Genomic DNA, 24,108 nt, shown 5'->3' on the forward strand with positions numbered 1-24,108 from the left:
AAAGGTAAGATGGCAAAGGAAATTTGCATCTCTTCCACGCCGCATGAAACGCGGCTGGCTATCCTCGAAGACGACCAGCTCTCCGAGATTTACTACGAGCGCGAGAATGAATACACCCTCGCCGGCTCCATTTACAACGGGCGCGTCACCCGCGTCCTCCCCGGCATGCAGTCGGCATTTGTAGACCTCGGTCTCGAACGCGACGCCTTTCTTTATGTAACCGACTTCCTCGAAATGGAAGACCCCGAAGACTCGGACGAGCTTGAAAAGGCCGCCGTCTCCGGCCCCGTCAAGCCGCGGGAAGTGCGCTCGCACCGCCGCGCTGCGGAAGCCGCTCCGGTGGCCGAAGCCGCCGAGCCCACAGAAACCGAAGAGCCCGCGGCTTTTGCAGGTGAAGAGGCTGCCCAACAGGACGACGACTCCGAAGGTGGAGCTCGCCGCTGGCGTGGACGCCGCCGCCGTCGCGGAGGCCGCAACCAGGCAGCCCCCATCGCCGATCCGGTTGAAACCGAATCCACCTCGGAAGCCTATCTTGAAGCTCCCTCCGAAGAGGAAGAAGACGACGCGCACGAAATTCACGCCTCTGCCGGCGACCACGCCGCAGCAGCCGAGCCTGCCCCGTCCGATTTCGCTCTTCCCGGCGAATCCCGTGGAAACCGCCGCTCTGGCCGCTCCGAGCGTGAGCCCCGCCAGCTGCGTTCCCGCGATCGGGAATCCGCACCACGCGAGCGCGAGGCAGCACCCAGCAGCGAGGCCGCTCCGTTCGTCCTCCCCGGCGAATCGCTTTCCAAGTACGGCGGCGAGTCTGCTCCCGTAGCCAAGGCAGAACAGCCTGCCGAGCCCGCGCGCCCTGCCGTCACGTCCAAGCCTTCCACGCTGATTGAATCCCCCATCGAGTGGGACGGCACCGGCCTTCTGCCCGGCGAATCGCTCTCGCGTCACCGTGACCGCAAGCCGGAACCCGAAGTCACCGTAGAGGCCGAGCCTCAAGGTGTATTTGCGGATGCCGATCAGGCCGCCGACCTAGCTTTCCTCGACCAAAAGCTGGAAGAAGCCACACCGGAAGCCGCTCCTGAGCCCGTAGACGAAGCCGAGCAAAGCACCACCATGGCCTTCTTCGACCAGAAAATCGAAGAGGCGACGCCGGAAGCGGAACCCGAATTCCACCTGCACGACGATGAGCAGATTGAAGCGCTACACAGCGCGGCTCTCGAATCCCTCGGCGCGCAGCATGACTCGCGCATCGTAGACGACTTTGCTGCTGAGTCCCATGCGCCCGTAGTAGAGGAGTTGGAAGAGGAAGAAGTCGCGCACACCCACGTTGCAGAGCCGGAAGCCGAGCCCGCAACCCACGCCGCGCCCGAATTTGAATTTGAAGAGCAGGAAGAAACCGCACCGGAAGCAGAAGACCGCAGCGCTTCGCACCACGTCGATCCTCTTCCGCCCAGTGAATTCCGTCTCTTCGGCTTCGGCGGCAAAAAGAAGTCCGGCGGCTCCGAGCCTGAACCCGAGTTCCTCGAAAAGCCCGCCGTCAACACCACCGTCGCTTCCGTCTCGGCCTACGCCCCCGGCAACGGCCTTGTGGAAGAAGAGTTCGTGGAAGAAGAAGAACTGGCCGCTCCGCATCGCCACGCTCATGCGGAAAACGACCTGGACGAGTACGAAGAGACCGAGCAGATTCGCGCCGCCGCTGACGAATTCAGCAACGCCTTCAAGGACGCCAAGCTTGGCCGCAGCGTAGCCGCGGACGAAGAAGACGAAGACCTCGAAGCGGAAGAAGAGGCCGTTGAAGAAACCTCCGCCGCACCCGCAACCCGCGAGCGTAGCGGTTCCGGCCGTGAACGTGGTGGCCGTGGCCGCCGCGGACGTGGCGAGCGCAGCGATCGCGGAGAACGCAGCAGCGGAGACCGCGAACGTGGTGGCCGCAGTGGACGCAACGGCGGCATGTCGCGCCGCACCGCGCAGACCTCTGACCTGCCCATCATCAGCGACCTGCTGAAGCCCGGCCAGGAAATCCTCGTTCAAATCGCCAAGGAGCCCATCGCCAAGAAGGGCGCGCGCATCACCAGCCACATCGCACTCCCCGGCCGCTTCCTTGTCTTCATGCCTACCGTCTCGCACGTTGGCGTGAGCCGCAAGATTGCCAGCGATGAAGAGCGCCAGCGCCTGAAGCGCATCCTCATCCACGAGCGCGGCGAAGCCACCGGCGGATTCATCGTCCGCACCGCAGCCGAAGGCGCGTCGGAAGAAGAACTCCGCAACGACCTCCGTTTCCTCATTCACCTGTGGGACGAAATCAAGCAGCGCTCAGAAAATTCCAAGTCGCCCGCGCTCATCTACCACGACCTCTCGCTCATTGAGCGCGTACTCCGCGACCAGGTTTCGGAAGATTTCTCCTCCATCTGGGTCGATAACGAGCAAGCCTACGAGCGCATCGTCCGCTTCCTCAACCGCTTCTCGCCCACGCTCGTGCGCCGCGTCAAGCTCTACACCAAGGAAACTCCGCTCTTCGAACACTTCGGCATCGAGGACGAAATCTCCAAGGCCTTGCGCTCCAAGGTATGGCTTAAGTCCGGCGGATCCATCGTCATCAACCAGACCGAAGCCCTCGTCGCCATCGACATCAATACCGGCAAGTACGTCGGCAAGACGGCGCGCCTCGAAGACACCATCGTGAAGACGAACCTCGACGCCATCCCCGAGATTGTGCGCCAGATACGCCTGCGCGACCTCGGCGGCATCATCATCATCGACTTCATCGATATGGATGAGCGCAAGAACCGCTTCAAGGTCATGGCCGCTCTGGAAGAAGCTCTGAAAACCGACCGCGCCCCCACCAAGGTGCTTCAGTTTAACGACTTCGGCCTCGTCGCCATCACCCGCAAGCGCGTCAAGCAATCACTTGAGCGCACTTTGTCGATCCCCTGCCCCACCTGCCAGGCCACCGGCATGGTCAAGAGCCCGGCCACGGTCTGCAACGAGATTTATATCGAGCTGCGCAAGATGCGGAAACACTTTGAGAACGCCGACGTCATGCTCCGTGTCCATCCTGAAACGGTCAAGATCCTCAAGTCCAACAACGCCCGCTGGCTCACCGAGTACGAAGACCTCATTGGCAAGAACATCCTTGTCAAGAGCGACGCCGCGCTCCACCCCGAGCAGTTCGACATCCAGGGCTAAACCAAACTAAACTCAAACACTCACAGGCCGGAGAAAATCTCTCCGGCCTGTTCGCATTCCGCGCAACGCGAACCAAAATTTCGTGTCTAAGGTGTTAACGGAAAGCGCGCAAATCCCGGCAGAAGACCGCAAACGCGCTTTTTCGCGGATAGAGCAGCACAAATTCAATCGCAGAGGTCTAACTATGTCTTCGTTTCGCTGGCCGTCTCCAAACTGGCCGTCCCGCTTGCGCGGCATTTCTTTGGCAGCCGCAGCCGTTCTTATGGCCGCCGGCGCCGCCCATGCACAGGTCGCATCCTCTCCCAACGACACATCAACCGCCTCGCACGAATCCACAGAATCAAGCTCGCAGCAATACGACTTCCTGTCGAATGATTTCGACGCCGCAACTCCCGCCGCACCCGCAGCAGGCGGCGGCCAATATGACAACCGCGGCGGAAGCTATGGCGGCGGCGGACGTTACCACTGGGCATTTGAGGCCGGAGCAGGTTTCAATGCACCCATCGGCAATGACCAGCCCTACATCACCTGGGGCGGAAACTTCACCGTCGGTGGCGGCCTCCACCTGTCCCGCCGCCTCACCGTCCTCGCCGAGTACCAGTTCATGGACAACAAGATTCCCGGCTCACTCATCGCAGCGGGAGGCACGGACTCGGGCAATGCGCACATCAATTCCATTACCGGCTCCGCCCTCTACGACCTGGTTCCCGAGAAATGGTCAACAGGCCTCTACGCAGTGGGAGGATGGGGCTACTACCACATGTCCACCAACTTCACCGATTTCGAGTGCTGCGACTTTTATGGCTACGAAGTTCCCGTAACTGAATTTTCCATTAGCTCGGATCAACAGGGCGCAAATATCGGCTTCGGCATCTACCACAAGCTGGGAGGTGTCTACGGCGACGGCAAAACTAGGCTCTTCGCAGAAGCTCGCTATACCTTCATCAACTCGCCGGGGCTCATATACAAGTCGTCAGGGCAGGACTACTTCATTGGCGGCGGAACTACGGAACTAATCCCCGTGACCTTCGGCATCCGATTCTAAAATGTATTCCTCCACAAACAGAAGCGCCTTGCACTCACATGCAAGGCGCTTCTTGTTTCCTCATCACAACTATTGCTCTTTCTGCGTAGGCGACCCCACCTCACCGCGCTCAATACGCCGCAGAAACTCCCTTGCCAATCGCGGCTCTCCCGGATTCGCCTCTCCGTGCATCGTGCACAAATCCAGAAACTCATCCGCCAGCGCATTCCGCTCTTCCGACTGGCTAAGAATCGCCTGCAGCGCCGCTGCCAACTCGCGCAACCGCTCTGCCTCAGGCCACTCCTCGCCGCCCGCATACGACACATCGGAAAACAATCCGCGCCGCCCCCGCGCACACTCTTCCAGGCAAGCCATCAACTGTGCCTGAAATGCCTCCACCAGCGGCGAAAACTGCTCTTCATTCAACCCAAACTCATCCACTACTGCTTATCCTTCATCATCGCTTCCACCTCATCCGCCGTATGCGGCAGGTCAGCATTCAAATCAATCAGCTTGCCATCCGCGCCAACCAGAAACGTGCATTCAATCCGCACGCCAAGCTTCTCTTCCGGAATATAAATCCCCGGCTCAATCGTAAACACTGTCCCCGGCGTCAGCGCCTGCGGATAATCCTGCGAATCATGCACGCGTGGCCACAGCGAGTGAATCATCACTCGCTGCGCGCATTCGATGCTTCGGCGGCCTTCTTAATCAGCGCAATCTCGCCCTCATCCTTCACCATGCGAAGCGGAGCAATCAGCGGAGCCACATCTCCCGCACGCCGTTTGAAGAACTCCGCCGCCGTCTCCACCACATCGGGCCTTTCACTCGGATTTTCCATTGACTCACTCATGAATTTTAGCTAACTTATATTAGCAGGATTGATATGACCACTGCCACCATCTTTGAAGCCAAAACGAACCTTTCTGAGCTGCTCCAAAAGGCAAAGAAGGGCGAAGAAATCATCATCACCTCCGGCCGCGAAAAAACCCCCGTAGCGCGCCTCGAAGCCATTGCGCCTATCAAAAAAAAGCGCCTCGGAGCCCTCGAAACACCCGGCTTCGCCCTCACGCCTGCGTTCTTCGAGCCGCTCCTGGATGATGAATTGCGCCTATGGAATGAGGGTGCGTGAAGGTTCTACTCGACACCTGCACCATCCTCTGGGCCACGCTCTCCCCCGGTGCACTTTCCACACAAGCCCGCCAGCTCATTAACGACGAAGCCAACGAAATCCTCGTCTCCGCCGCCTCCGCGTGGGAAATCGCCACCAAGGTCCGTCTCGGCAAACTCCCCGGAGCCGAAAAGCTGGAACAGAACTACCTTGAAATCCTCAACTCCGCCGACTACACGCTGCTTGAAATCGACACGGCCAGCGCCCTCCGTGCGGGCCGCATGACCGCAGACCACCGTGACCCTTTCGACCGGATGCTCGCTGCGCAAGCCATTGCCCTCGACATCCCCATCCTCAGCCCCGACACGCAACTGGACATCTTGGGCACTCGTCGCCTCTGGTAATCGTTGCCGGGTTGTAATTCCCCCGGAACCGCCGTAATATAGATAAGCAGACGCGTTTATTCGCCAATGGACCGTGAACATCCCCCAGCGACTTGTCGATGGGGCTTCGGATCAAGACTGGCGGACAGACTAGTGGGCTTACAGCCCACTTTTTATTTGGTTTGAAATCCCCTCCAAAACCCGTCGCAACACGAACGGTCTTTGGAACCGGAAACAAGGCATTGCGAACGGCGTAAGTTGCCGTAATGGAACAAGATGGCAATCAAGCTCGACGAAATCCGGAACGCCGCCCAGCGCGTAGCCAGCTCGCTCGGCCTCGACGTCGTGGACGTGGAAATGGCCACCTCCGGCAAGGAGCGCATCCTGCGTGTCACGCTCGAAAAGAACGCCGAAGGCCGCGCCGCACTGAAAGCACAGATTGAGTCCGCAAAAGCATCAGAACTCGACGAGCTGCCGGAAGCGCTCCGCGAAGGCACGTTGAGCATCGAACAGCTATCCGGCGTCACGCACGAAGATTGCGCCAGTTTTAGCCGCGATTTCGGCGTTCTGCTCGATGTGGAAGACCTGGTCCCCGGCAGCGAGTATCTGCTTGAAGCAAGCTCACCCGGTCTCGACCGCAAGCTCCGCACGCCCGAAGATTTTCAGCGGTTCACAGGCAGTCTGGTAAAAATCCAGACCTTTGACCCCCTCAAGAACAACCGCCACTGGCAAGGCCGCATGACCGAGGCCACCGGCGAAAACATCAAGATTGACCTGAACGCCGTCAAGCAGAACTCGAAGAGCCGCAAAACCGGCGTAAGCGAAGTTGAGATTGCGCTGAGCAATATCGAAAAAGCGCAGTTGATACCGGAAATTTAGAGAGGCAGGGACACAGGGACCAGGGACGTAGAGACTAGCAAAACAACATTAAGCAATCCTCCTAGTTCCTACGTCCCCAGTCCCTAATCCCTGACACGCAACATCCGCGAAGCCATAAAACCCTTCGCCATCACAGAACGAAGAGAGTCAGCAACTATGTCCAGTCCTCTATATCAGAGCATCGAGATCCTGAGCCGGGAAAAAGGCATCGAGCCCGAGGTAGTCGTCGGAGCCGTCGAGGAAGCCATCGCCCTGGCCACGCGCAAGTTCTACAAAACTCAGGAAAATATGCGCGGCGAGCTCAATAGGGAGACGGGCGAAATCACGGCCTACGTGTACAAGACCGTAGTTGCCGACGAAGAGCAGATCGAGGACCCGGTCAACCAGATTACCCTCGCGGAAGCCAATGAACTCGCGCCCGGCGTGGAAGTCGGCAGCGAAATCCGCATGTACAAGGACACCTCGCCGCTTGGCCGCATTGCCGCACAGCTTGCCAAGCAGGTCATCTTCCAGAAGGTCCGCGAAGCCGAGCGCGACACCGTCTTCCAGGAGTACGCGCACCGCGAAAAGGAAGTCCTCACCGCCACCGTCAAGCGCATCGAGGGCCAGGACGTCATCTTCGACCTCGGCAAAGCCGAAGCCCGCTGCCCCAAGCGCGAGCAGTCGCGCCTTGAGTCCTTCGCCGTGGGCGAACGCGCCCGCGTGGTGCTCATCAAGGTGGATCGCGCCGCCAAGGGACCGCAGGTTATTGTCTCCCGCGCCGCGCCGGAGTTGGTGCTGAACCTCTTCCAGTCGGAAGTCCCTGAAATCTACGACGGCACCGTCATCATTCGCGCCATCGCCCGCGAAGCCGGCGAGCGCACCAAGATCGCCGTCATGAGCCGCGACAAGGATGTTGATCCCGTTGGCGCTTGCGTCGGCATGAAGGGCATGCGCGTGCAGTCCATCATCCGTGAGCTGCGCGGCGAAAAGATCGACATCATCGAGTTCAGCGAAGAGATCACCACCTTTGCGGAAAAGGCTCTGCAGCCTGCCAAGGTCAGCCGCGTCTCCATCACCGACCTCGGCGAAAAGCAGCTTGAAGTCATCGTGGACGACACGCAGCTCTCGCTCGCCATCGGCAAGAAGGGCCAGAACGTGCGCCTCGCCGCCAAGCTCCTCGGCTGGAAAATCGACATCAAGTCCGAGGAAGAGAAGCGCCAGGAAGTCGAGCAGCAGATGCAGGCTCTCTCCGGCGGTCCGACCACTCCCATCGAGCAGGTCACCGAACTCGGCGAGACCATCATCCAGAAGCTGGTCGCCGCCGGCATCACCACCGTCGAGAACCTGGCCGACATGACGCCCGAAGAGCTCGAAGAGATCCCCGGAATCGGCGAAAAGACGCTCGAAAAAATCTCCGTCGCGGTTCGCCACTACTTCGGCCACTTTGAAGAGGGCGAAGCAGGCGCGGCAGTTGCGGAATCGGCCCATCGCGAAGGCGAATCGACCACTGAGCACGAGGCTCACTCGCCTGAGGGTGAAGCGGAAATCGCCACGCCGGAAGCAGCCGAAGCCACCACGGAGGCCGAAGCCGAAAACGCGGCGGATGTCCTCCATGAAACCGAGAATTTTGAAACCGATTCCGACGAAAACGACGAATCGGCGATCGAAGAAGCCATTGAGAACGTACCGGAAGCAAGCGAAGACGGCGGCGATGCATAATATGCATCGCTCACTTTGCCCAATTTCGGGAGATAATGGAATTTCCTGCACTGGAAATTCCAGCAGACACAATAACCAATGCCAAGGGGTAGTTATGAACTCTTAGTGGCATCAGTAGTACATCGAAAAGAGGCGGATGAGTAAAGTTCGAATCAACGATCTGGCACGCGAATTAGAGGTAAAGAGCCGTCAGGTTCTGGACCTGTTGGGAGAGCTTGGCTTGGGCGACTCCAAGATGACCCATTCCAGCTCCATTGAGGACCACGAGGCCGACAAGGTCCGTTCCCATTTTGGCGGCAACGGCTCCCGCAGCGCTACTTCCTCGCGCGCCCCCCAGGGCATCCAGCCTAAGGTCGATCTCTCTAATATCTCCAAGCCCGGCGACGCCCTCAAGGCCATCCTTGCCCGCAAGCAGGAGCAGGAAGAAGCAGCCAGGCACCCCGCAGCACCGGCAAGGCCCGTAACGACCGTCGTTGCCAAGCCTGCCGTTGTGGCCGCAAAGCCCGTCGTGCAGCCCGTAACGGTTGCACCGCCCGCGGCTGTTCCGCCCGCGCCGCGCAAAATTGTTCCCGCGCCGCGCCAGGCCCCGAACATCATCCTTCCGCCCGCGGCCCCGGCTATCGCCTCCAGACCGCCCGCGAACCCCGTCGTTGCCCGGCCCGCAGCCACGGTAGCGCCTGCAACTCCGCGCCCGGCTGTTGCCAGCGCCCCGCCTGCCGCGGTTGTCGTCAGGCCGCCGGTAGCCGTCGTCAAGCCAGTAGAACCCGTTACGCCCGCAGCTTCCCCGGTCAAGCCTGTCGTAACCGCAGCTCCAGCGCCTGCCGCAGAAGCACCTAAGCCCGTAGCGGCACCCGCAGCTCCAACAACAGCGCCTGTTGCCGCCACTCCGGCAGTAGCAGCCCCGGCTGCGCCCGCTACTCCGGCTCCCGCAGCAACACCTGCGGAAGTACCCGCAGTCGCAGCAGCAGCGGCCCCCGCGCTGGCAGCAGAAGCGCCCAAGCCCGCAACTCCGGCTCCGGCCGCAGCAGCACCTGCCGCTCCCGCAGCCCCCGCTGCCCCGGTACGCCGCGTAGTCATGCCCCAAACCGGCCCGCGCCCTGTTTACAAGGCCCCGCCGGTCAACCCGAATATCGCCGCAAACATGGCTCCGCAAGGCCAGCAAGGCGGCGGCATCCAGCGCGGTCGTCCCATCTTTGAGCGCCCCCGTCCGGGTGGACCCGGCGGCGGTCCCGGTGGATTCCAGCAGCGCCCCGGCCAGTATCAAGGCGGGCCGCGCCCCAAGCATCCCACACGCACCTTCCCAGGCGGTCCCGGAGGCCCCGGTGGGCCTGGTGGTGGTCCCGGCGGACGTCCCGGCTTTGGCCAGCGCCCCGGTTTTGGTGGTCCTCGTCCCGGTGGATTCGGCGGTCCCCGCCCCGGCGGCTTTGGTGGACCCGGCGCAGGTGCGCCTCCGCCCACAGGTGAGCCTTCGCGCAATCGCGGAGCAGGCGCCAAGGGTCGTGGCCGTGGCCAGAATCAGTACCCCAAGACCAAGGAAGGTCCGATGAAGGGCTTTGCACCGCCGCCACGTTATGGCGGTGTGCAACTCCCCAGCGGCCCTGTCGAAATTACCCGTGAAATTACGGTCACGGAAGGCATCAGCGTTAAGGACCTCGCGGAAAAGCTAGAAATCCGCGCCAAGGACCTCATCGCTACGCTGCTCATGAGCGGCGTCTTCGTCACCGTCAACCAGTCTCTCGACGCCGAGATGGTCAAGGACGTTGCCGCCAAATTCGGCGCTGGCGCCACCGTCATCAGCTACGAAGAGGAGCTCGAAAACCAGGCCATCGAAGACGTTCTCGACACCGACAACGCCGATATGATCGAGGTACAGCGCGCTCCCGTGGTCACCATCATGGGCCACGTCGATCACGGTAAGACTTCGCTCCTCGACGCCATCCGCGAAACCGACGTGGCGGCAGGCGAAGCCGGCGGCATCACGCAGCACATCGGTGCCTACAAGGTGAAGTTCACCAAGGAAGGCTCCCCTGCCAGCGGCCGCGAGATCGTCTTCCTCGATACCCCTGGTCACGAAGCCTTCACCCGCATGCGTGCCCGCGGAGCCAAGGTCACCGACATCGTCGTCATCGTCGTAGCAGCAGACGACGGCGTCATGCCCCAGACCATCGAAGCCATCGACCACGCCAAGGCTGCTGACGTGCCCATCATCGTGGCCGTCAACAAGATTGACAAGCCGGAAGCCAACCCCGACCGCGTCAAGAAGCAGCTCGCAGACCGTGGCCTCATCCCAGAAGAATGGGCAGGCGGCGGCGAAAGCTCCACCGTCTTCGTCGAAGTCTCGGCCAAGAAGCATCTCAATCTCGACCTGCTTCTCGAAATGATCTGCCTCGTCTCCGACATCAAGGCCCCCAAGGCCACGCCGGGACGCAAGGCAGTCGGCTCCGTGCTCGAAGCCAAGCTCGATCGTGGTCGCGGCTCCGTCGCCACCATCCTCGTGCAGGACGGCACATTGCACCTCAACGACAGCTATATCGTCGGCAACACCTTCGGCAAGGTCCGCGCCATGTTCGATGACCGTGGCCGCGCCATCGAAGAAGCCGGTCCCTCGACCCCCGTCGAAGTCCTCGGCCTCGAATCGATGCCCGACTCCGGCGATACCTTCCTCGTCGTGGCCGACCGCGACAAGGCCAAGTCCGTCGCCTCCTATCGCAAGATGAAGGAGCGCGAAGCGCAGCTTGCCAAATCCAGCCGCGTCTCGCTCGAAGGCCTCGCCGAGCAAATTCGCCTCGCCGGCGTCAAAGACCTGCCCCTCATCATCAAGGGCGACGTCACCGGCTCGGTCGAAGTGCTCGCCGATTCGCTCGTCCGCATGTCCACCGAGAAGGTGCGCATCAAGGTCATCCGCTCCGGCGTCGGCTCCATCACGGAATCCGACGTGCTCCTCGCGGCTGCCTCGAACGCCATCATCATCGGTTTCAACGTGCGCCCCGAACGCAAAGCCGCCGACCTGGCGCAACAGGAAGACGTGGAAATCCGCCTGCACTCCATCATCTACGAGCTGCAGGACGAGATTCAGAAGGCCATGATGGGCCTCCTCGAACCCGTCTTCAAGGAAAACTACCAGGGCCGCGCCAAGGTGCTGCAAATCTTCCGCATCCCCAAGGTCGGAACCATTGCAGGCTCCAGCGTGCAGGACGGCGTCATCAAGCGCGATGCCGAAGTCAAGGTCCTCCGCGATGGCGAACAGGTCTTCAAGGGCAAGATCGCCTCGCTCAAGCGCGTCAAGGACGATGTCAAGGAAGTCACCAACGGCATGGAGTTCGGTCTCGGCATCCAGGGCTTCAGCGACCTGAAGGAAGGCGACATCATCGAAGCCTTCACGACAGAGAAAATCGCTGCCGACCTCGGCGCCCTGACCTCAGCCAAGGCATAACGCAATCCAATCAACAACAACGGCCCGATGCTTGCGCATCGGGCCGTTTTCTTTTCTCCCGCAACGAACACAATAAAATGATTGATACGCATACATAATTTAGGCAGCAGCAAATTAAATCCTGACCCCTCGCTGCAGTCGATACCGACCAGCGGGAGGACCACCTAAGCCAGGCCGGCGCGCAATGGCTGCATGCAATGCTGTGGAAAACGCCCAACCCCATTCCTGCATCCAATCTCATACACCGCCATCCTGCCTTCCCCCGCAGGAAGCGGAACCTTTCCCTCCGGAGCGCATTCGTTCCGGCAGGTAATACAAATAGAACGTTCAACGCAAAGGAGAGAAATCATGGGTCTTTTAGAAGAAGCAGCAGGCGCATTCGCCGCCGTTGAAGGCGTCAAGAAGCTCGACCCCAACGCGGGAATCCTCACGGAAGCCGTCGCCGCAGTCGCCGGTTTTGAAGGCGCGGGCGCCGTCGAGAACTTTATCGAGAAGAAGGAAGAAGAGCGCAACGAGCAGCAGGGGCAGTAACAACCAGGTTCTCCCAGCAGCACCAGCGGCCTGTCTCTCCTCCGAAGAGCAGGCCGTTTGCTTTGCGCCAGTCTCCGTTGAAACGTCCGCCAGACCTTTCTTCACAATTCATCGGAACTTCATTCCCGGCAACTAAAATCTCCCCTGACCGCGCGAAAACACGCCGGCAAAATCAGCACAGGTTATACCCTTTGCATCCCTTGCTCGTCTGCTATCCGAAGGGAGAATGCATGACTATCAAGAAAGCCACGCACAAGCCTGCGCCTGAAAAGCCCGTACATAAGAAAAAGCCGACACATACAACCACGACTCCAAGGCCTATACATACAACTACCCCGAAACCCGTACATACAACGACGCCCCGGCCAGCGCACACCACAACCACCACCCCAAGGCCAACAACCACACCCGCGCCTACCAGCGGCCCCACAACCTACACACTCATTATCTTGCCCGACGACGGCCTCACCGCCATCTATAACCTGCTCAAATCCGCCACCAACACCATCGACATGACGATGTACGAGCTCACCGATACCACCGTCACGTCCATCCTCACTGGCGCAGCCGCTTCCGGAATCACCGTCCGCGTCATCCTCGACCAGAACAACGAGAAGAAATCAAACACCACGGCCTACAACACGCTCACCGCGGGCGGAGTCTCCGTCCACTGGGCCAACCCAACCTACGCCGTCACACACCAAAAGACCATCACCATAGATTCGGCCACCAGCGCCATCCTGACCGCCAACCTCACGCCGGAGTACTACTCCACCACGCGCGACTTCGCCGTCATCACCAACAACCCCGCCGACATCGCCGCCATCGAAACCACCTTCAACGCCGACTTCACCGACGCCACCATCACGCCGCCCACCGGCGACAACCTGGTGTGGTCTCCCACCAACGCGCGCACTTCCCTGCTCAGTGTCATCAACAACGCAACCCAATCGCTCTTAATCGCACAGGAAGAAATGTCCGACACCGGCGTCGAATCCGCCATTGAAGCCGCACTCAAGCGCGGCGTAGCCGTAACACTCGTGCAGGAAAACATGACCGGCACCTACTCCGCCATCCTGCAAACCTTCAAGGCAGACGGAGCCAGCGTAGCTACCTATTCCTCTCGCACCGGCTACTACATCCACGCCAAAATCATCCTCGCCGACTACAACACCGCACAGGCCACGCTCTTCCTCGGCTCTGAGAATGTCTCCACTCCCTCGTTGGACAAGAACCGTGAACTGGGCCTAATCTTCAACGACGCAGCTTGCATGGAGGGCGTCTACACCGCCATCACTGCCGACTACAACAACGGCAGCCAGACCTTAGTAGTCCCCGCCCACTTCCACCCGCAAATTATTTAGTGGAATTACAATCCCAGTACCGTCCTCCGCACGCCCCACACTCAACGAAGAGCGGCAGTCGTAACCTGCAACCTTTCATCACTTCCAGTCAGCAAATAGAGAACGCCTTTCGCTTCGCACGCAGGCTGCACTTGGTCTCCGCCCAGAGCACTCTCTCTCACAATGCTCCCATCGGTACGCGAAATCTCTGTGACAGATGGCATGGGTTGAACACCCCCACCTGAAATCTTGCCGTCCGCATCCGCATATTGCCTGCGGGGAACAATCCTCGTACCCAGTTGCACTTTGAATGTTGCTGCATCTGAGCCTAAGAATGCGCTCAAAATTTTACCGTCAGGCATCTTAGGAACGAGAGAATGGATCACCCCCTCTTCTCCCAATTCAATAATTGGCAGACCAGATGTTAGTAACGGAACAAGCAGAAGATGATCGCCCGATGGAATGAATTTCGACATTGCAATGAGTAAATGTGAGGAATAACTTCCAGCCCCAACACCGTCTTGTGGAAGTGAAGCGGCTCTAACTACCAGATCGTCGCCATGCAATGCAATATCGCGAATATATGCCCCATGATCGTTCATAAGGGTCAACGCCAAACGATGATTCAAGCGATCCTCTGAGCCCAACAAAATATGCCCGGACGGAAATGCTCCAATTACAAGCGGCCTCACCCCCTGCTCTACCTGGATCGTATTAATCAGCCTCCCTTGCTTGTCAAAGATCAAAACCACCGAATGTCTTGATGCACTTCCCGGATTCGGCGAATCGCTTTGCACGGAAGCCAGGATATAAACCTTGCCATAGCCCACAAAAACTGCTTCCGGCATGGAAAATCCTGTAACACCTGGTAACTGCGCTGCAAAACTCGCCGATGACCCGTCGGAATGGATAGACAACAGCATCGGATCACGATTACTGCCATTGCCTCCAACGTACCCGATCACAGGCGCATAAATTGTTCCATCACTGTCGCAATCAAATCTCGCGGCAAACATGGCCCCCGCCCCAACATTCTCAATTAGCTTGGGCCGGGAAAACTCCAGCTGCGGTGCAGGCGCGGCAACACCATGCTCTTGCGCTTGCAAATTGCAACAGCAAAGCGCGATAGCAAATAGCATTGGAAGGAAACTGACTGACTCCCTCATCTCTTTGCTCCTTTCCCCAAAATGGGTACCGAGGGCTCTCGATTGATTCTTTGAAGAACACTTTCTATACCATCGCCATTGTTGGCTGTATTTCTCTGTAGCCCCCGAATATCTCCCCGACTGAGACCGCCAGTACAAGACGCCACAAAGATTGGGGCTCCATGAGCGATTTGCTGGAGATGTGCGACTCGCGGTGCAAGAGACACGTCTGTCGAACAAGGGGCTAGTATTGAACAAAAGTTAATCGCCAAGCCATATGCGATACATGGTGGTCCACCTGCCCCCACCACACATTTTGACGAAACAGAAGTTGCCTGACTAAAGCTCCCACTTGGAGACGCTTCTGCGCCATCAAGACAGGTGTTGTACCCACCTTGGCATTGCTCAGAACACAAATTTTCTGTGGCCTCATAGCATGATGGGGGCTGCTGGGCTCTTGCCATGCCAAGAGGCAAAATTACAGTACCCAGCAACAAAACTTTCCTAAGCTTCCGCATAATTTTCATTGCTCCCCCTTATGCGGGCGATTGCAGCAAAAAAAAGGGAAAATGTCAAATTAAATATCGATAACAACGCCCGGTGCCTCACTCGCGTGTGGCTTTAGCACATAGATGGAACAGATACAGCCTTTATAGACTCTGCTTTTCTCTATATCCCTCACTCTGCCTCGTCTTCCAATTTTCACACCGGATATCGCTCCAGCCTCACACACTCCTTAGCCACAGCCCTGCTCAACACCACCGAATCCGCATGCACAGCCCTGGCCAGCCGCCGCAAAATCGCAAGCTGCGTCCGCAACTCATCTCCCTCAGCCGAAGCAGCAAGCACACGCTTCGCCGCAGCATCCGCCAACGCCAGCGACTCCTCCGCAATCATCCCCGTCATCTGCGCAGCAACAGCCGCATTGCTCTTGCCATCCATCTTCCGCGCCCGCAGCAAGCAGGACTCCAGCGCAAACACCTGCGCAATCAGGTCCGCAAGATCCGCCATAATCTCCTGCTGCTCTTCCAGCGCCGTCATATACCGCTGACTAGCCACTCCCGCCGCAAACAGAGTCATCTTCCGCATGCTCGCCAACACAGAAGCCTCGCGCTCCAGTACTTCCCCGCTCGCGTCGCCGGCATCCAACGAAGGCCCCACCATCACCTCATCCATCACCTTTTTGATCGCACCAAGCAACGGAAGCTGCCCCTTCAAAGCCCGCTTCATCAACCAGCCCGTAATAATCAGCCGGTTAATCTCATTCGTCCCTTCAAAGATGCGGTTAATCCGCGCATCGCGATACACGCGCTCCGCCGGATAATCCTCCACATACCCATACCCGCCCATCGTGCCAACAAGCTCGTCCGCAATATACGACAGCATCTCCGAGCCATACACCTTCAGCACCGAGCACTCAACCGCATACTCCTCAATCTTCTTCTGTATCTCCCGCGACTCCTTCGCCTTCGCATCATCCAGCGAAGCCAGCGCCGCATCAATCAACCCAACCGTGCGATAAGCCATGCTCTCTGCCGCAAACAGCCGTGCAGCACTCGTAGCAATCTTCCGCTGAATCAGCCCAAACTCCGCAATCGCCTTCCCAAACGCCTTGCGCTCCTTCGCATAGCGAATCATCTCCGCCAGCGCATACCGCGCCCCGCCCACGCAGGCCACACCCAGCTTGAACCGCCCCACATTCAGCACATTGAAAGCAATGTGATGTCCCTTGCCTGCCTCACCCAGCAGATTCCCCACCGGCACCTTGCAATCATTCAGCACCAGCGGACAAGTAGAAGACCCGCGAATCCCCAGCTTGTGCTCCTCAGCACCAACCGTCACTCCAGAAAAAGTCTTCTCCACCAGGAACGCTGAAAACTTCTCGCCATCCACCTTGGCGAAAACGGTAAACAAATCCGCAATGCCACAGTTGGTAATCCACATCTTCTCGCCGTTCAACACATAATGCGAACCATCCTCCGAAAGCACCGCCCGAGTCCGCACATTCATCGCATCCGACCCAGACGAAGCCTCGCTCAGCGCATACGCCGCCACCCACTCCGCCGTAGCCAGCTTCGGCAGATATTTTTCCTTCTGCTCAGCAGTCCCGAACCACACCAGCGGCAGCGTCCCAATCCCCACATGCGCGCCAAACGCCGTAGAAAAACTCCCCAACACACTCAGATGATCCGCAATCACCGCCGAGCTGGTCTTATCCATCCCCAGCCCACCAAACTCTTCGGGAATATCACTAGCCAGAAATCCCAGCTCGCCGGCCTTCTCCAGCAGCCCCCGCACCACGCCCGGCTCCTTGGCCTCAATCTCCTGCACCGCCGCCGCAATCTCTTCACGGGCAAACTTCGCCGCCGTAGCAGCAATCTGCCAGTGCTCCTCCGAGAAGTCCTCCGGCGTAAAAACCTCCTCCGGCCTGCGCTCTTCCAGCAAAAAACTTCCGCCCGCCGCCGCTACAGGAACCCCAGTCAAAGTAGCCATACCCGCAACACACTCCTCAATGCCTCAAACACTACGCCAGCCGCACATTCGCAGACAACCCCACCGCCCCGAATCCCGCAGAAACCCAGCCCTGCTCGCATACAATACCCCATAGCCACTCGATGGAGGATTCACCCTGCTCGCCGCGCTCGCCAGCCTCTTTGAACCCGCAGCCCTAACCCGCCTGGCCCTCTTCGCCTTCGCGCCGCAGAACAGCCTCAAGCACTACCTCAAATCGCAGTACGCCGACCGCACCTTCGAGGGTCTCTACCACTGGAACTGGTTCGACCTCTCGCTCCTTCTCCCCTATTTCGCCGTCATGATTGTCCTAGCCATCTACGGCATCCACCGCTATACGCTCGTCTACCTCTATTACAAGTACAAAAAGAACTACAACCCCAATCCCCCCATGCACTTCGATGAGCTGCCCCGCGTCACCGTCCAGCTCCCCATGTACAACGAGCAGTTCGTCATTGACCGCCTCATTGAAGCTGTCTGCGCCATGGACTACCCCGCCGACAAGCTTGAAATCCAGGTCCTCGACGACTCGACCGACGAAACGCAGCAGGTAGCCGCCGACATCGTAGCCCGCTACGCCGCAATGGGCCACCCCATCCAGTACATCCACCGCACCAACCGCCACGGCTACAAAGCCGGCGCATTAGACGAGGGCCTGGCCGTAGCCAAAGGCGAATTCGTGGCCATCTTCGACGCCGATTTCGTTCCGCCTACCGACTGGATCATGCGCGTCATCCACCACTTCGCCGAGCCCAACATCGGCATGGTGCAAACCCGCTGGACGCATCTCAACCGCGACTACTCCATCCTTACGCAGATCGAAGCCATCCTCCTCGACGCACATTTTGTCTTGGAGCACGGCGGCCGCTCCCGCGCCGGAGACTTCTTCAACTTCAACGGAACCGCTGGCATGTGGCGCCGTCAGGCCATCCTCGACGCAGGCGGCTGGGAACACGACACCCTCACCGAAGACACTGACCTAAGCTACCGCTCGCAAATGGCCGGCTGGAAGTTTAAATATCTACCCGACGTAGAGTGCCCGTCGGAACTCCCCATCGAAATGACCGCCTTCAAAACCCAGCAGGCGCGCTGGGCCAAGGGACTCATTCAGGTCAGCCTCAAGCTAATGCCAAAAATCTGGCACGCCGACATTCCCCGCAAGCTCAAGATCGAAGCCGTCTACCACCTCACGGCCAACATCTCCTACCCGCTCATGGTCATCATGACCGCGCTGCTCATCCCCTGCATGATCGTGCGCTTCTACCAGGGCTGGTTCCAGATGCTGCTCATCGACGTGCCGCTCTTCACCGCCAGCACGCTCTCCATCGCCGTCTTTTACGTAGTCGCCCAGCGCGAGCTCTTCCCCAAGACATGGTGGAAGACCTTCCTCTATCTCCCCGCGCTCATGGCGCTCGGCATCGGCCTCACCGTGACAAACACCAAAGCCGTAATGGAAGCCCTCTTCGGCATCCAGACAGCCTTCGCCCGCACGCCCAAGTTCGCCGTCCAAAAGAAGGGCGAAAAATCCGTCGCCGCCAAGAAATACCGCAAGCGCCTCAACTTCGCCCCGTGGATTGAGCTATTTATCGGCAGCTACTTCGCCCTGGCCATCGTCTACTGCTTCGTCAACCAGAACTACTTCACCGCGCCATTTCTCATCCTCTTCGTAGCTGGCTACTGGTACACAGGTTTAATGAGCCTGCTGCAAGGCAGCTTCGACCGCTGGCGCGCCGGAGCCAACGAAGAAGAATCCAGCCCCAAACCATTCCCCGTCGGCGTGTAAACGCCACATCCAATCCAAGAAGAAAAGGCTGCTCGAAACAGAGCAGCCTTTCTTCTTGCAAGAATGCAAAACCACATCTCAATCAAAATTCGTAGACTTCGTCACGGCTTCCCACTCCGCAAACTCCGCCTTCAAATCCTCCAGATTCTTCGTCACAAGCTCAAAAGCATCAGGCCCCAGCAGCAAGTGCGCTGGTGGATTCGCAGCCTCAAGCAGCTTCACCACGGCCTTCCCAGCCTTCGCCGGATCGCCCGCCTGATTCCCACTCCGTGCCGCTCTCGCCGCACGCTGCGGATCAAACACCGCATCGTAATCCGCAATGCTACGCGGCGCGCGAACCATCGACCGTCCCGCCCAATCCGTGCGGAACATCCCCGGTTCCACCGCCGTCACAAAGATGCCAAAGCTCTTCACCTCTTTGCCCAGCGAAGCCGAAAGCCCTTCCAGCGCAAACTTGCTCCCGTGGTAATACGAAATCCCCGGAAACGCCATCAGCCCGCCCATCGAAGTCACGTTGAGAATCCGCCCCTCGCGCCGCTGCCGCATATACGGCAACACCGCCTTCATCATTGCCACCGCGCCAAACACGTTGACATCAAACTGTTGGCGCAGCTCCTCCATCGTGCTCTCTTCCAGCGTTCCTTCATGCCCATATCCCGCATTGTTAATCAGCGCATAAATTGGGCCAACCTTTGCCTCGATATCGGCAACCACCGCGGGAATCGCCTTCTCATCCGTCACATCCAGCACACGCGCAAATGCCGCTCCCGGCTGAATCGCGTCAAACTCCTTCGCCGCTTCTTCCTTTCGCACCGTACCCACAACGCTGTAACCCGCGGCCAGCAACTCTTCCGCAAAGGCACGGCCCAATCCCGTGCTCACACCTGTAATCAAAACAACCTTAGCCATCGATTTCTCCTTAACGATACCCAAGGTATCGTTACAGCCCTAGTATACGATACTTAGAGTATCGTTAAAGATGCAAAAAAATCCGGTCTAAGGAAATTCGTCTTAAGGAAATCACGGATGAATCCTCCCGTTACACCCCGTCTTGGTCGCCCGCGCAGTGAAAGCGCGCATAACGCCATTCTCCAGGCTGCCCTCCATCTCGTATCCACACAGGGTTTCCGCGCCATAACAGTTAACCAGATAGCCGCCGAAGCCGGCGTCGGCAAAATGACCATTTACCGCCGCTGGCCCAACAAGTCCGCGCTCGTAATGGATGCGCTGCTCGAACTGATAGGCCCGGAAACCGATTTCCCCTCGCAGCCCAACGCGCTCGAAAGCCTCCAGCAGCAACTCTTCCTGCAGGGAAAGTTCTTCTGCAGCGACTACGGCCGCCTCATCCGCTCCCTGCTCGCCGAAGCGCAGTCCGACGAAGAGCTGGCCACCGCCTTCCGTGAACGCTGGCTCCTTCCCCGCCGCCGTGGCGTCCAGGAAACCCTCCAGCGCGCCATCCAGCAAGGCGACCTCCGCAAAGACCTCGACCTCGAAACCGCCACCGACCTGCTCTACGGCCCTCTCTACTACCGCCTGCTCCTCGGAACCGGCGAGTTGGACCGCCCCTTCATCAAACAGCTCTACAAGCAATTCCTGAAGGGCCACCAACGCCCCAAAGCCCGCCACTAAAAACGCCGTGGACACAGTAGCGGTATCAATAAAACAGGCAAACACCCCAAAGCCCGCCCGAGCCTCCTGAAAAGCCTCTGCAGTCGCCCTTGCCGTTATCTTTTCTCAATTAGCCCCCAAATATCGGGTGCCCCCGGTCCCTGGCATTTGGGGACCGGGGATACCCATACCGAGAGTTCTTCCCGCATCAAGCTCTCCCGCTGTCCTGTGGAAAAATCCTGTCAAGCCCCAAACCCGAAAATATTTCCTAACTCATTGATTCCATTCAGAAAAATTCCCATCCAAGTTTGCGCTCAATTATGCGAAATCTGCCACAATAGAATCAGCAGAAGAAGAAACGGCCCGATCCCAAAGGAATCGGGCCGTTCTGTTTTTCCACTGACTCGCCAAGCGCGAAGCGCTGCTAACCAGCTACAGCAAAAGAAAGGAGACCCCATGCCGTCAACAGCAAGCACAATCCCCTGTACCCTGCACTCCGTACCCTGTCCCCCGCCTTTTGCACAGTTCCGGAATAAAGAAACTGCACAGTCCCTGTGCAATCCCACACAACCCAAACAAAATAAAAGAAATGGGAAAGTACCCCGCTGTGCGCATACACACGGACGCATAAGGGAACCGTAAAGACAGGCCTTTCCCTTCCCCCGAGCCACTTTACAAACCCCTTATCTGCATACTTACCAAAGCCCTGTACAATACTAGGAAGCGCCTGCCGTCCGGGGACTCGAATCCCCGTGCCGCCAGGCGCATCAGAGTATTATGCTTGCCCCAAATCTTCCTGAAGCCCTGACTTTTGATGATGTCCTGCTGGTGCCTGCCTTCAGCGACGTAGTGCCGAACCAGGTAAGCACGCAGACGCAGCTCACGCGCGACATCGTGCTCAATACACCGCTCATCTCCTCGGCCATGGATACCGTGACTGAGTCGCGCATGGCCATCGCCATGGCGCAGCAGGGCGGCATCGGCATCGTGCACCGTAACCTGTCCATCTCCGCGCAAGCAGGGGAAATCGACAAGGTCAAGCGCTCCGAGAGCGGCATGATCGTGGACCCCGTCACCATCGGTCCCAATCAGCTCATCGCCGACGCACTCGAAGTCATGCGCCGCTACAAGATCTCCGGCGTGCCGGTTACCGAGGGCAAAAAGCTCGTCGGCATCCTCACCAACCGCGACCTTCGCTTCGAGACCCGCACTGATATTCCCGTGGGCTCCGTGATGACCGCCAAGAACCTCATTACCGTGCCCGTAGGCACCACCCTCGAAGAAGCCGAACAGATTCTCCACGAGCATCGCGTTGAAAAGCTGCTCGTCGTCAACGACCAGTACGAGCTCAAGGGCCTCATCACAGTCAAGGACATCCAGAAGAAGCAGAAGTATCCCAACGCCGCCAAGGACTCAAAAGGCCGCCTGCGAGTAGGCGGAGCCATCGGCGCAACGGGAGACTTCCTCGAACGCGCCGCCGAGCTTGTAGCCGCCCGCGCTGATGTTCTTGCCATTGATTCCGCCCACGGCCACTCGTCCCGCGTGATTGAAGCCGTTCGTGAAATCAAGAAGCGCTTCCCGAATGTGGGCCTTCTCGCCGGCAACGTGGCAACCTACGAAGGTACCAAGGCTCTTATCGAAGCAGGCGCGGACGCCGTTAAGGTTGGCATCGGCCCAGGTTCCATCTGTACCACGCGCATGGTCACCGGCGCTGGAATGCCCCAGATTACCGCCATCTCCGAAGCCTACCGCGCCGCTAAGGAGCACAACATTCCCGTCATCGCCGATGGCGGCATCAAGTACTCCGGCGAAATCACCAAGTCCATCGCCGCCGGCGCAAGCTGTGTCATGATTGGTTCGCTCTTCGCGGGTGTGGACGAGAGCCCCGGCGAAACGATTCTCTACCAGGGCCGCAGCTTCAAGAGCTATCGCGGTATGGGTTCGCTCTCCGCAATGAGCGCAGGCTCAGGCGAGCGTTATTTCCAGGGCAAAGAAGACCTGCAGGGCGCCACCGACGGTTCCACGACAGGCGTTGTGGCACGCGATCGCGCTGAGAACTCCAACCGCCTCGCCAAGTTTGTGCCGGAAGGCATTGAAGGCCGCGTTCCCTATCGTGGCCCCTTGAGCGAAATGGTCTACCAGCTCGTCGGCGGCCTTCGCTCCGGCATGGGCTATCTCGGCTGCGGCACGATTCAGGAGTTGCAGGAGAACGGCCGCTTCATCCGCATCTCCGGCGCCGGCCTTCGCGAAAGCCACGTCCATGACGTCATCATCACGCGCGAAGCTCCGAACTATCATGTCGAGTAACTTGAGCGAAGCGCCCGTGTCCGCACCGACGGACACGGAGCGCACGCACTCAAACAGAACTCTCAGGTATTGGCTCTGGACTTGGCTTCCCGTCGCGGCTGGCATCGTAATCATTTGCGTGGAGTCAACCAGGGCGATGGGCTCGGACAACACCAACCACCCTCTGCGTGTTCTCTATGAGACAATCTTCGGCAAGGTAAGCAGCCAGCGCTGGGATGTCATCCATCTCTACATACGTAAGTCTGGCCATTTCTTCGGTTATGGACTGATTGGGATTACATGGCTGCGCGCCTTCTGGCGCAGTCTGCCAAACCTACGCTTTTCCACGGATGTAAAGCTGGCTCTCCTGTTCACCTTCCTCATCGCCGGCTCCGACGAGCTCCATCAAAGCTTCCTGCCGAACCGCACTTCGTCTATTCGTGACGTAATGCTGGATTGCACTGGATCACTCATCCTGCAGTGCTGCGTCTACGTCTTCCTGCGTATTTTTCAGCCTGGGCAGTTGCAACGCGCTGCCTAAAAACCATATATCAGGTTCTATTCCTGCATAAACGCAAAGAGCCTGCCGCATTGCGGCAGGCTCTAAATTGCGGTGCAAATAACGCTGCGATTAAGCAGCCTCTTCGCCGCCTTCCTTCTTAGCTTCTTCCAGAGCTGCTTCCAGCTCGGCACGCTTCTTGGCCTTCACTTCGGCGCGCTTCTGACGCTTCTCGTCCAACTGCTTCTCAGCACCCAGCAGTTCGATGAATGCCTTCTCGGCACCGTCGCCCTTCTGGAAGCCGGTGCGGACGATGCGCAGGTAACCGCCCTGGCGGTCGCCGTAGCGCGGAGCCACCGTCTCAAAGAGGCGGGTAACGGCCGTGTCGGTCATCAGGAAGCTAAGCGCCTGGCGGCGCGAGTGCAGATCACCCTTCTTGCCGAGGGTAATCATCTTTTCGATGTGCGGGCGAACAGCCTTGGCCTTGGCCACGGTCGTCTCCACGCGGTCTTCCACGATCACGGACGTGACCAGATTCCGCAGCAGCGCGCGGCGGTGGCTGGTGTTGCGTCCGAGCTTGAATCCTGCATTGCGATGGCGCATGGTGAAACTCTCTTTCCGATAATCTGCTTGGGAGTTTCCCCGCATCTCGAAAACTTGATGCGGGGCACCCTGAAAAATCTGTTACAAC

At 58.9% G+C, this 24,108-nt stretch carries 20 protein-coding genes; 13 read left to right on the forward strand and 7 right to left on the reverse strand.

Features of this window, described 5'->3' with window-relative positions; all coding sequences use genetic code 11:
• The first annotated feature begins 9 nt into the window (after nt 1-9).
• Nucleotides 10-3,180 (forward strand): Rne/Rng family ribonuclease, encoded by a 3,171-nt coding sequence (locus tag AC5S3R_RS11210; RefSeq protein WP_494267129.1) that lies wholly within the window; start codon nt 10-12, stop codon nt 3,178-3,180.
• A 184-nt stretch (nt 3,181-3,364) separates the two neighbouring features.
• Nucleotides 3,365-4,225 carry a putative outer membrane beta-barrel protein gene (locus AC5S3R_RS11215; protein ID WP_494267130.1) on the forward strand — a complete coding sequence of 287 codons (861 nt, stop codon included), beginning with the start codon at nt 3,365-3,367 and terminating at the stop codon, nt 4,223-4,225.
• 69 nt (nt 4,226-4,294) lie between these two features.
• On the opposite strand, the gene AC5S3R_RS11220 is transcribed toward AC5S3R_RS11215, so the two are convergent.
• From AC5S3R_RS11220 to AC5S3R_RS11230, 3 genes are read right to left on the reverse strand one after another with little or no spacing between them, the layout of a single operon-like run.
• Entirely contained in the window at nt 4,295-4,645 is a 351-nt protein-coding gene (locus tag AC5S3R_RS11220) for a hypothetical protein (RefSeq protein WP_494267131.1), read from the reverse strand.
• On the reverse strand, nt 4,645-4,875 hold the full coding sequence (locus AC5S3R_RS11225) for a M24 family metallopeptidase (RefSeq protein ID WP_494267132.1): 231 nt from the start codon (nt 4,873-4,875) through the stop codon (nt 4,645-4,647). The genes AC5S3R_RS11220 and AC5S3R_RS11225 overlap by 1 nt, the downstream gene beginning before the upstream one ends.
• The gene (locus AC5S3R_RS11230; protein ID WP_494267133.1) at nt 4,875-5,045 is read right to left on the reverse strand and encodes a hypothetical protein; all 171 of its coding nucleotides are present in this window, start codon (nt 5,043-5,045) and stop codon (nt 4,875-4,877) included. Before AC5S3R_RS11230 ends, AC5S3R_RS11225 begins: the two co-directional genes overlap by 1 nt.
• Nucleotides 5,046-5,090: 45 nt before the next feature.
• Between AC5S3R_RS11230 and AC5S3R_RS11235 the strand changes: the two genes are divergently transcribed.
• From AC5S3R_RS11235 to AC5S3R_RS11265, 7 genes are all read left to right on the forward strand, one after another.
• Entirely contained in the window at nt 5,091-5,336 is a 246-nt protein-coding gene (locus AC5S3R_RS11235; RefSeq protein ID WP_494267134.1) for a type II toxin-antitoxin system Phd/YefM family antitoxin, read from the forward strand.
• Complete coding sequence (locus tag AC5S3R_RS11240) at nt 5,333-5,719, forward strand: type II toxin-antitoxin system VapC family toxin (protein WP_494267135.1); 387 nt, start codon at nt 5,333-5,335, stop codon at nt 5,717-5,719. Before AC5S3R_RS11235 ends, AC5S3R_RS11240 begins: the two co-directional genes overlap by 4 nt.
• A 255-nt stretch (nt 5,720-5,974) precedes the next feature.
• The gene (rimP, locus tag AC5S3R_RS11245; protein WP_494267136.1) at nt 5,975-6,577 is read left to right on the forward strand and encodes a ribosome maturation factor RimP; all 603 of its coding nucleotides are present in this window, start codon (nt 5,975-5,977) and stop codon (nt 6,575-6,577) included.
• Between the two features lie 156 nt (nt 6,578-6,733).
• On the forward strand, nt 6,734-8,278 hold the full coding sequence (gene nusA, locus AC5S3R_RS11250) for a transcription termination factor NusA (RefSeq protein ID WP_494267137.1): 1,545 nt from the start codon (nt 6,734-6,736) through the stop codon (nt 8,276-8,278).
• A gap of 136 nt (nt 8,279-8,414) precedes the next feature.
• Nucleotides 8,415-11,711 carry a translation initiation factor IF-2 gene (gene infB, locus AC5S3R_RS11255; protein WP_494267138.1) on the forward strand — a complete coding sequence of 1,099 codons (3,297 nt, stop codon included), beginning with the start codon at nt 8,415-8,417 and terminating at the stop codon, nt 11,709-11,711.
• Between the two features lie 348 nt (nt 11,712-12,059).
• A complete protein-coding gene (locus AC5S3R_RS11260) occupies nt 12,060-12,242 on the forward strand; it encodes a hypothetical protein (protein ID WP_494267139.1) in 183 nt (60 codons plus the stop codon).
• 230 nt (nt 12,243-12,472) lie between these two features.
• Nucleotides 12,473-13,606 (forward strand): phospholipase D-like domain-containing protein, encoded by a 1,134-nt coding sequence (locus tag AC5S3R_RS11265; protein WP_494267140.1) that lies wholly within the window; start codon nt 12,473-12,475, stop codon nt 13,604-13,606.
• Nucleotides 13,607-13,647: 41 nt separating this feature from the next.
• On the opposite strand, the gene AC5S3R_RS11270 is transcribed toward AC5S3R_RS11265, so the two are convergent.
• Together AC5S3R_RS11270 and AC5S3R_RS11275 are read right to left on the reverse strand one after the other, a co-directional pair.
• Complete coding sequence (locus tag AC5S3R_RS11270) at nt 13,648-14,751, reverse strand: hypothetical protein (RefSeq protein WP_494267141.1); 1,104 nt, start codon at nt 14,749-14,751, stop codon at nt 13,648-13,650.
• 681 nt (nt 14,752-15,432) lie between these two features.
• A complete protein-coding gene (locus AC5S3R_RS11275) occupies nt 15,433-17,223 on the reverse strand; it encodes an acyl-CoA dehydrogenase FadE (protein WP_494267142.1) in 1,791 nt (596 codons plus the stop codon).
• A gap of 319 nt (nt 17,224-17,542) precedes the next feature.
• Between AC5S3R_RS11275 and AC5S3R_RS11280 the strand changes: the two genes are divergently transcribed.
• Nucleotides 17,543-19,024, forward strand: a complete 1,482-nt coding sequence (locus AC5S3R_RS11280) for a cellulose synthase family protein (RefSeq protein WP_494267143.1) — start codon at nt 17,543-17,545, stop codon at nt 19,022-19,024.
• 78 nt (nt 19,025-19,102) lie between these two features.
• On the opposite strand, the gene AC5S3R_RS11285 is transcribed toward AC5S3R_RS11280, so the two are convergent.
• Nucleotides 19,103-19,933 (reverse strand): oxidoreductase, encoded by an 831-nt coding sequence (locus AC5S3R_RS11285; protein WP_494267144.1) that lies wholly within the window; start codon nt 19,931-19,933, stop codon nt 19,103-19,105.
• Nucleotides 19,934-20,050: 117 nt separating this feature from the next.
• On the opposite strand from AC5S3R_RS11285, the gene AC5S3R_RS11290 reads away from it, so the two are divergent.
• The 3 genes from AC5S3R_RS11290 (at nt 20,051) to AC5S3R_RS11300 (ending at nt 23,459) form a co-directional block, all read left to right on the forward strand.
• The gene (locus AC5S3R_RS11290; RefSeq protein WP_494267145.1) at nt 20,051-20,653 is read left to right on the forward strand and encodes a TetR/AcrR family transcriptional regulator; all 603 of its coding nucleotides are present in this window, start codon (nt 20,051-20,053) and stop codon (nt 20,651-20,653) included.
• A gap of 756 nt (nt 20,654-21,409) precedes the next feature.
• Entirely contained in the window at nt 21,410-22,939 is a 1,530-nt protein-coding gene (gene guaB, locus AC5S3R_RS11295) for an IMP dehydrogenase (RefSeq protein ID WP_494267146.1), read from the forward strand.
• Nucleotides 22,940-22,955: 16 nt separating this feature from the next.
• A complete protein-coding gene (locus tag AC5S3R_RS11300) occupies nt 22,956-23,459 on the forward strand; it encodes a VanZ family protein (RefSeq protein ID WP_494267147.1) in 504 nt (167 codons plus the stop codon).
• Between the two features lie 90 nt (nt 23,460-23,549).
• Here the strand turns inward: AC5S3R_RS11300 and rplQ are convergent, their stop codons facing one another.
• On the reverse strand, nt 23,550-24,020 hold the full coding sequence (gene rplQ, locus AC5S3R_RS11305) for a 50S ribosomal protein L17 (RefSeq protein ID WP_494267148.1): 471 nt from the start codon (nt 24,018-24,020) through the stop codon (nt 23,550-23,552).
• Nucleotides 24,021-24,108: the final 88 nt, after the last annotated feature.

The organism is Occallatibacter sp. FHG110214_02, from assembly GCF_059115385.1.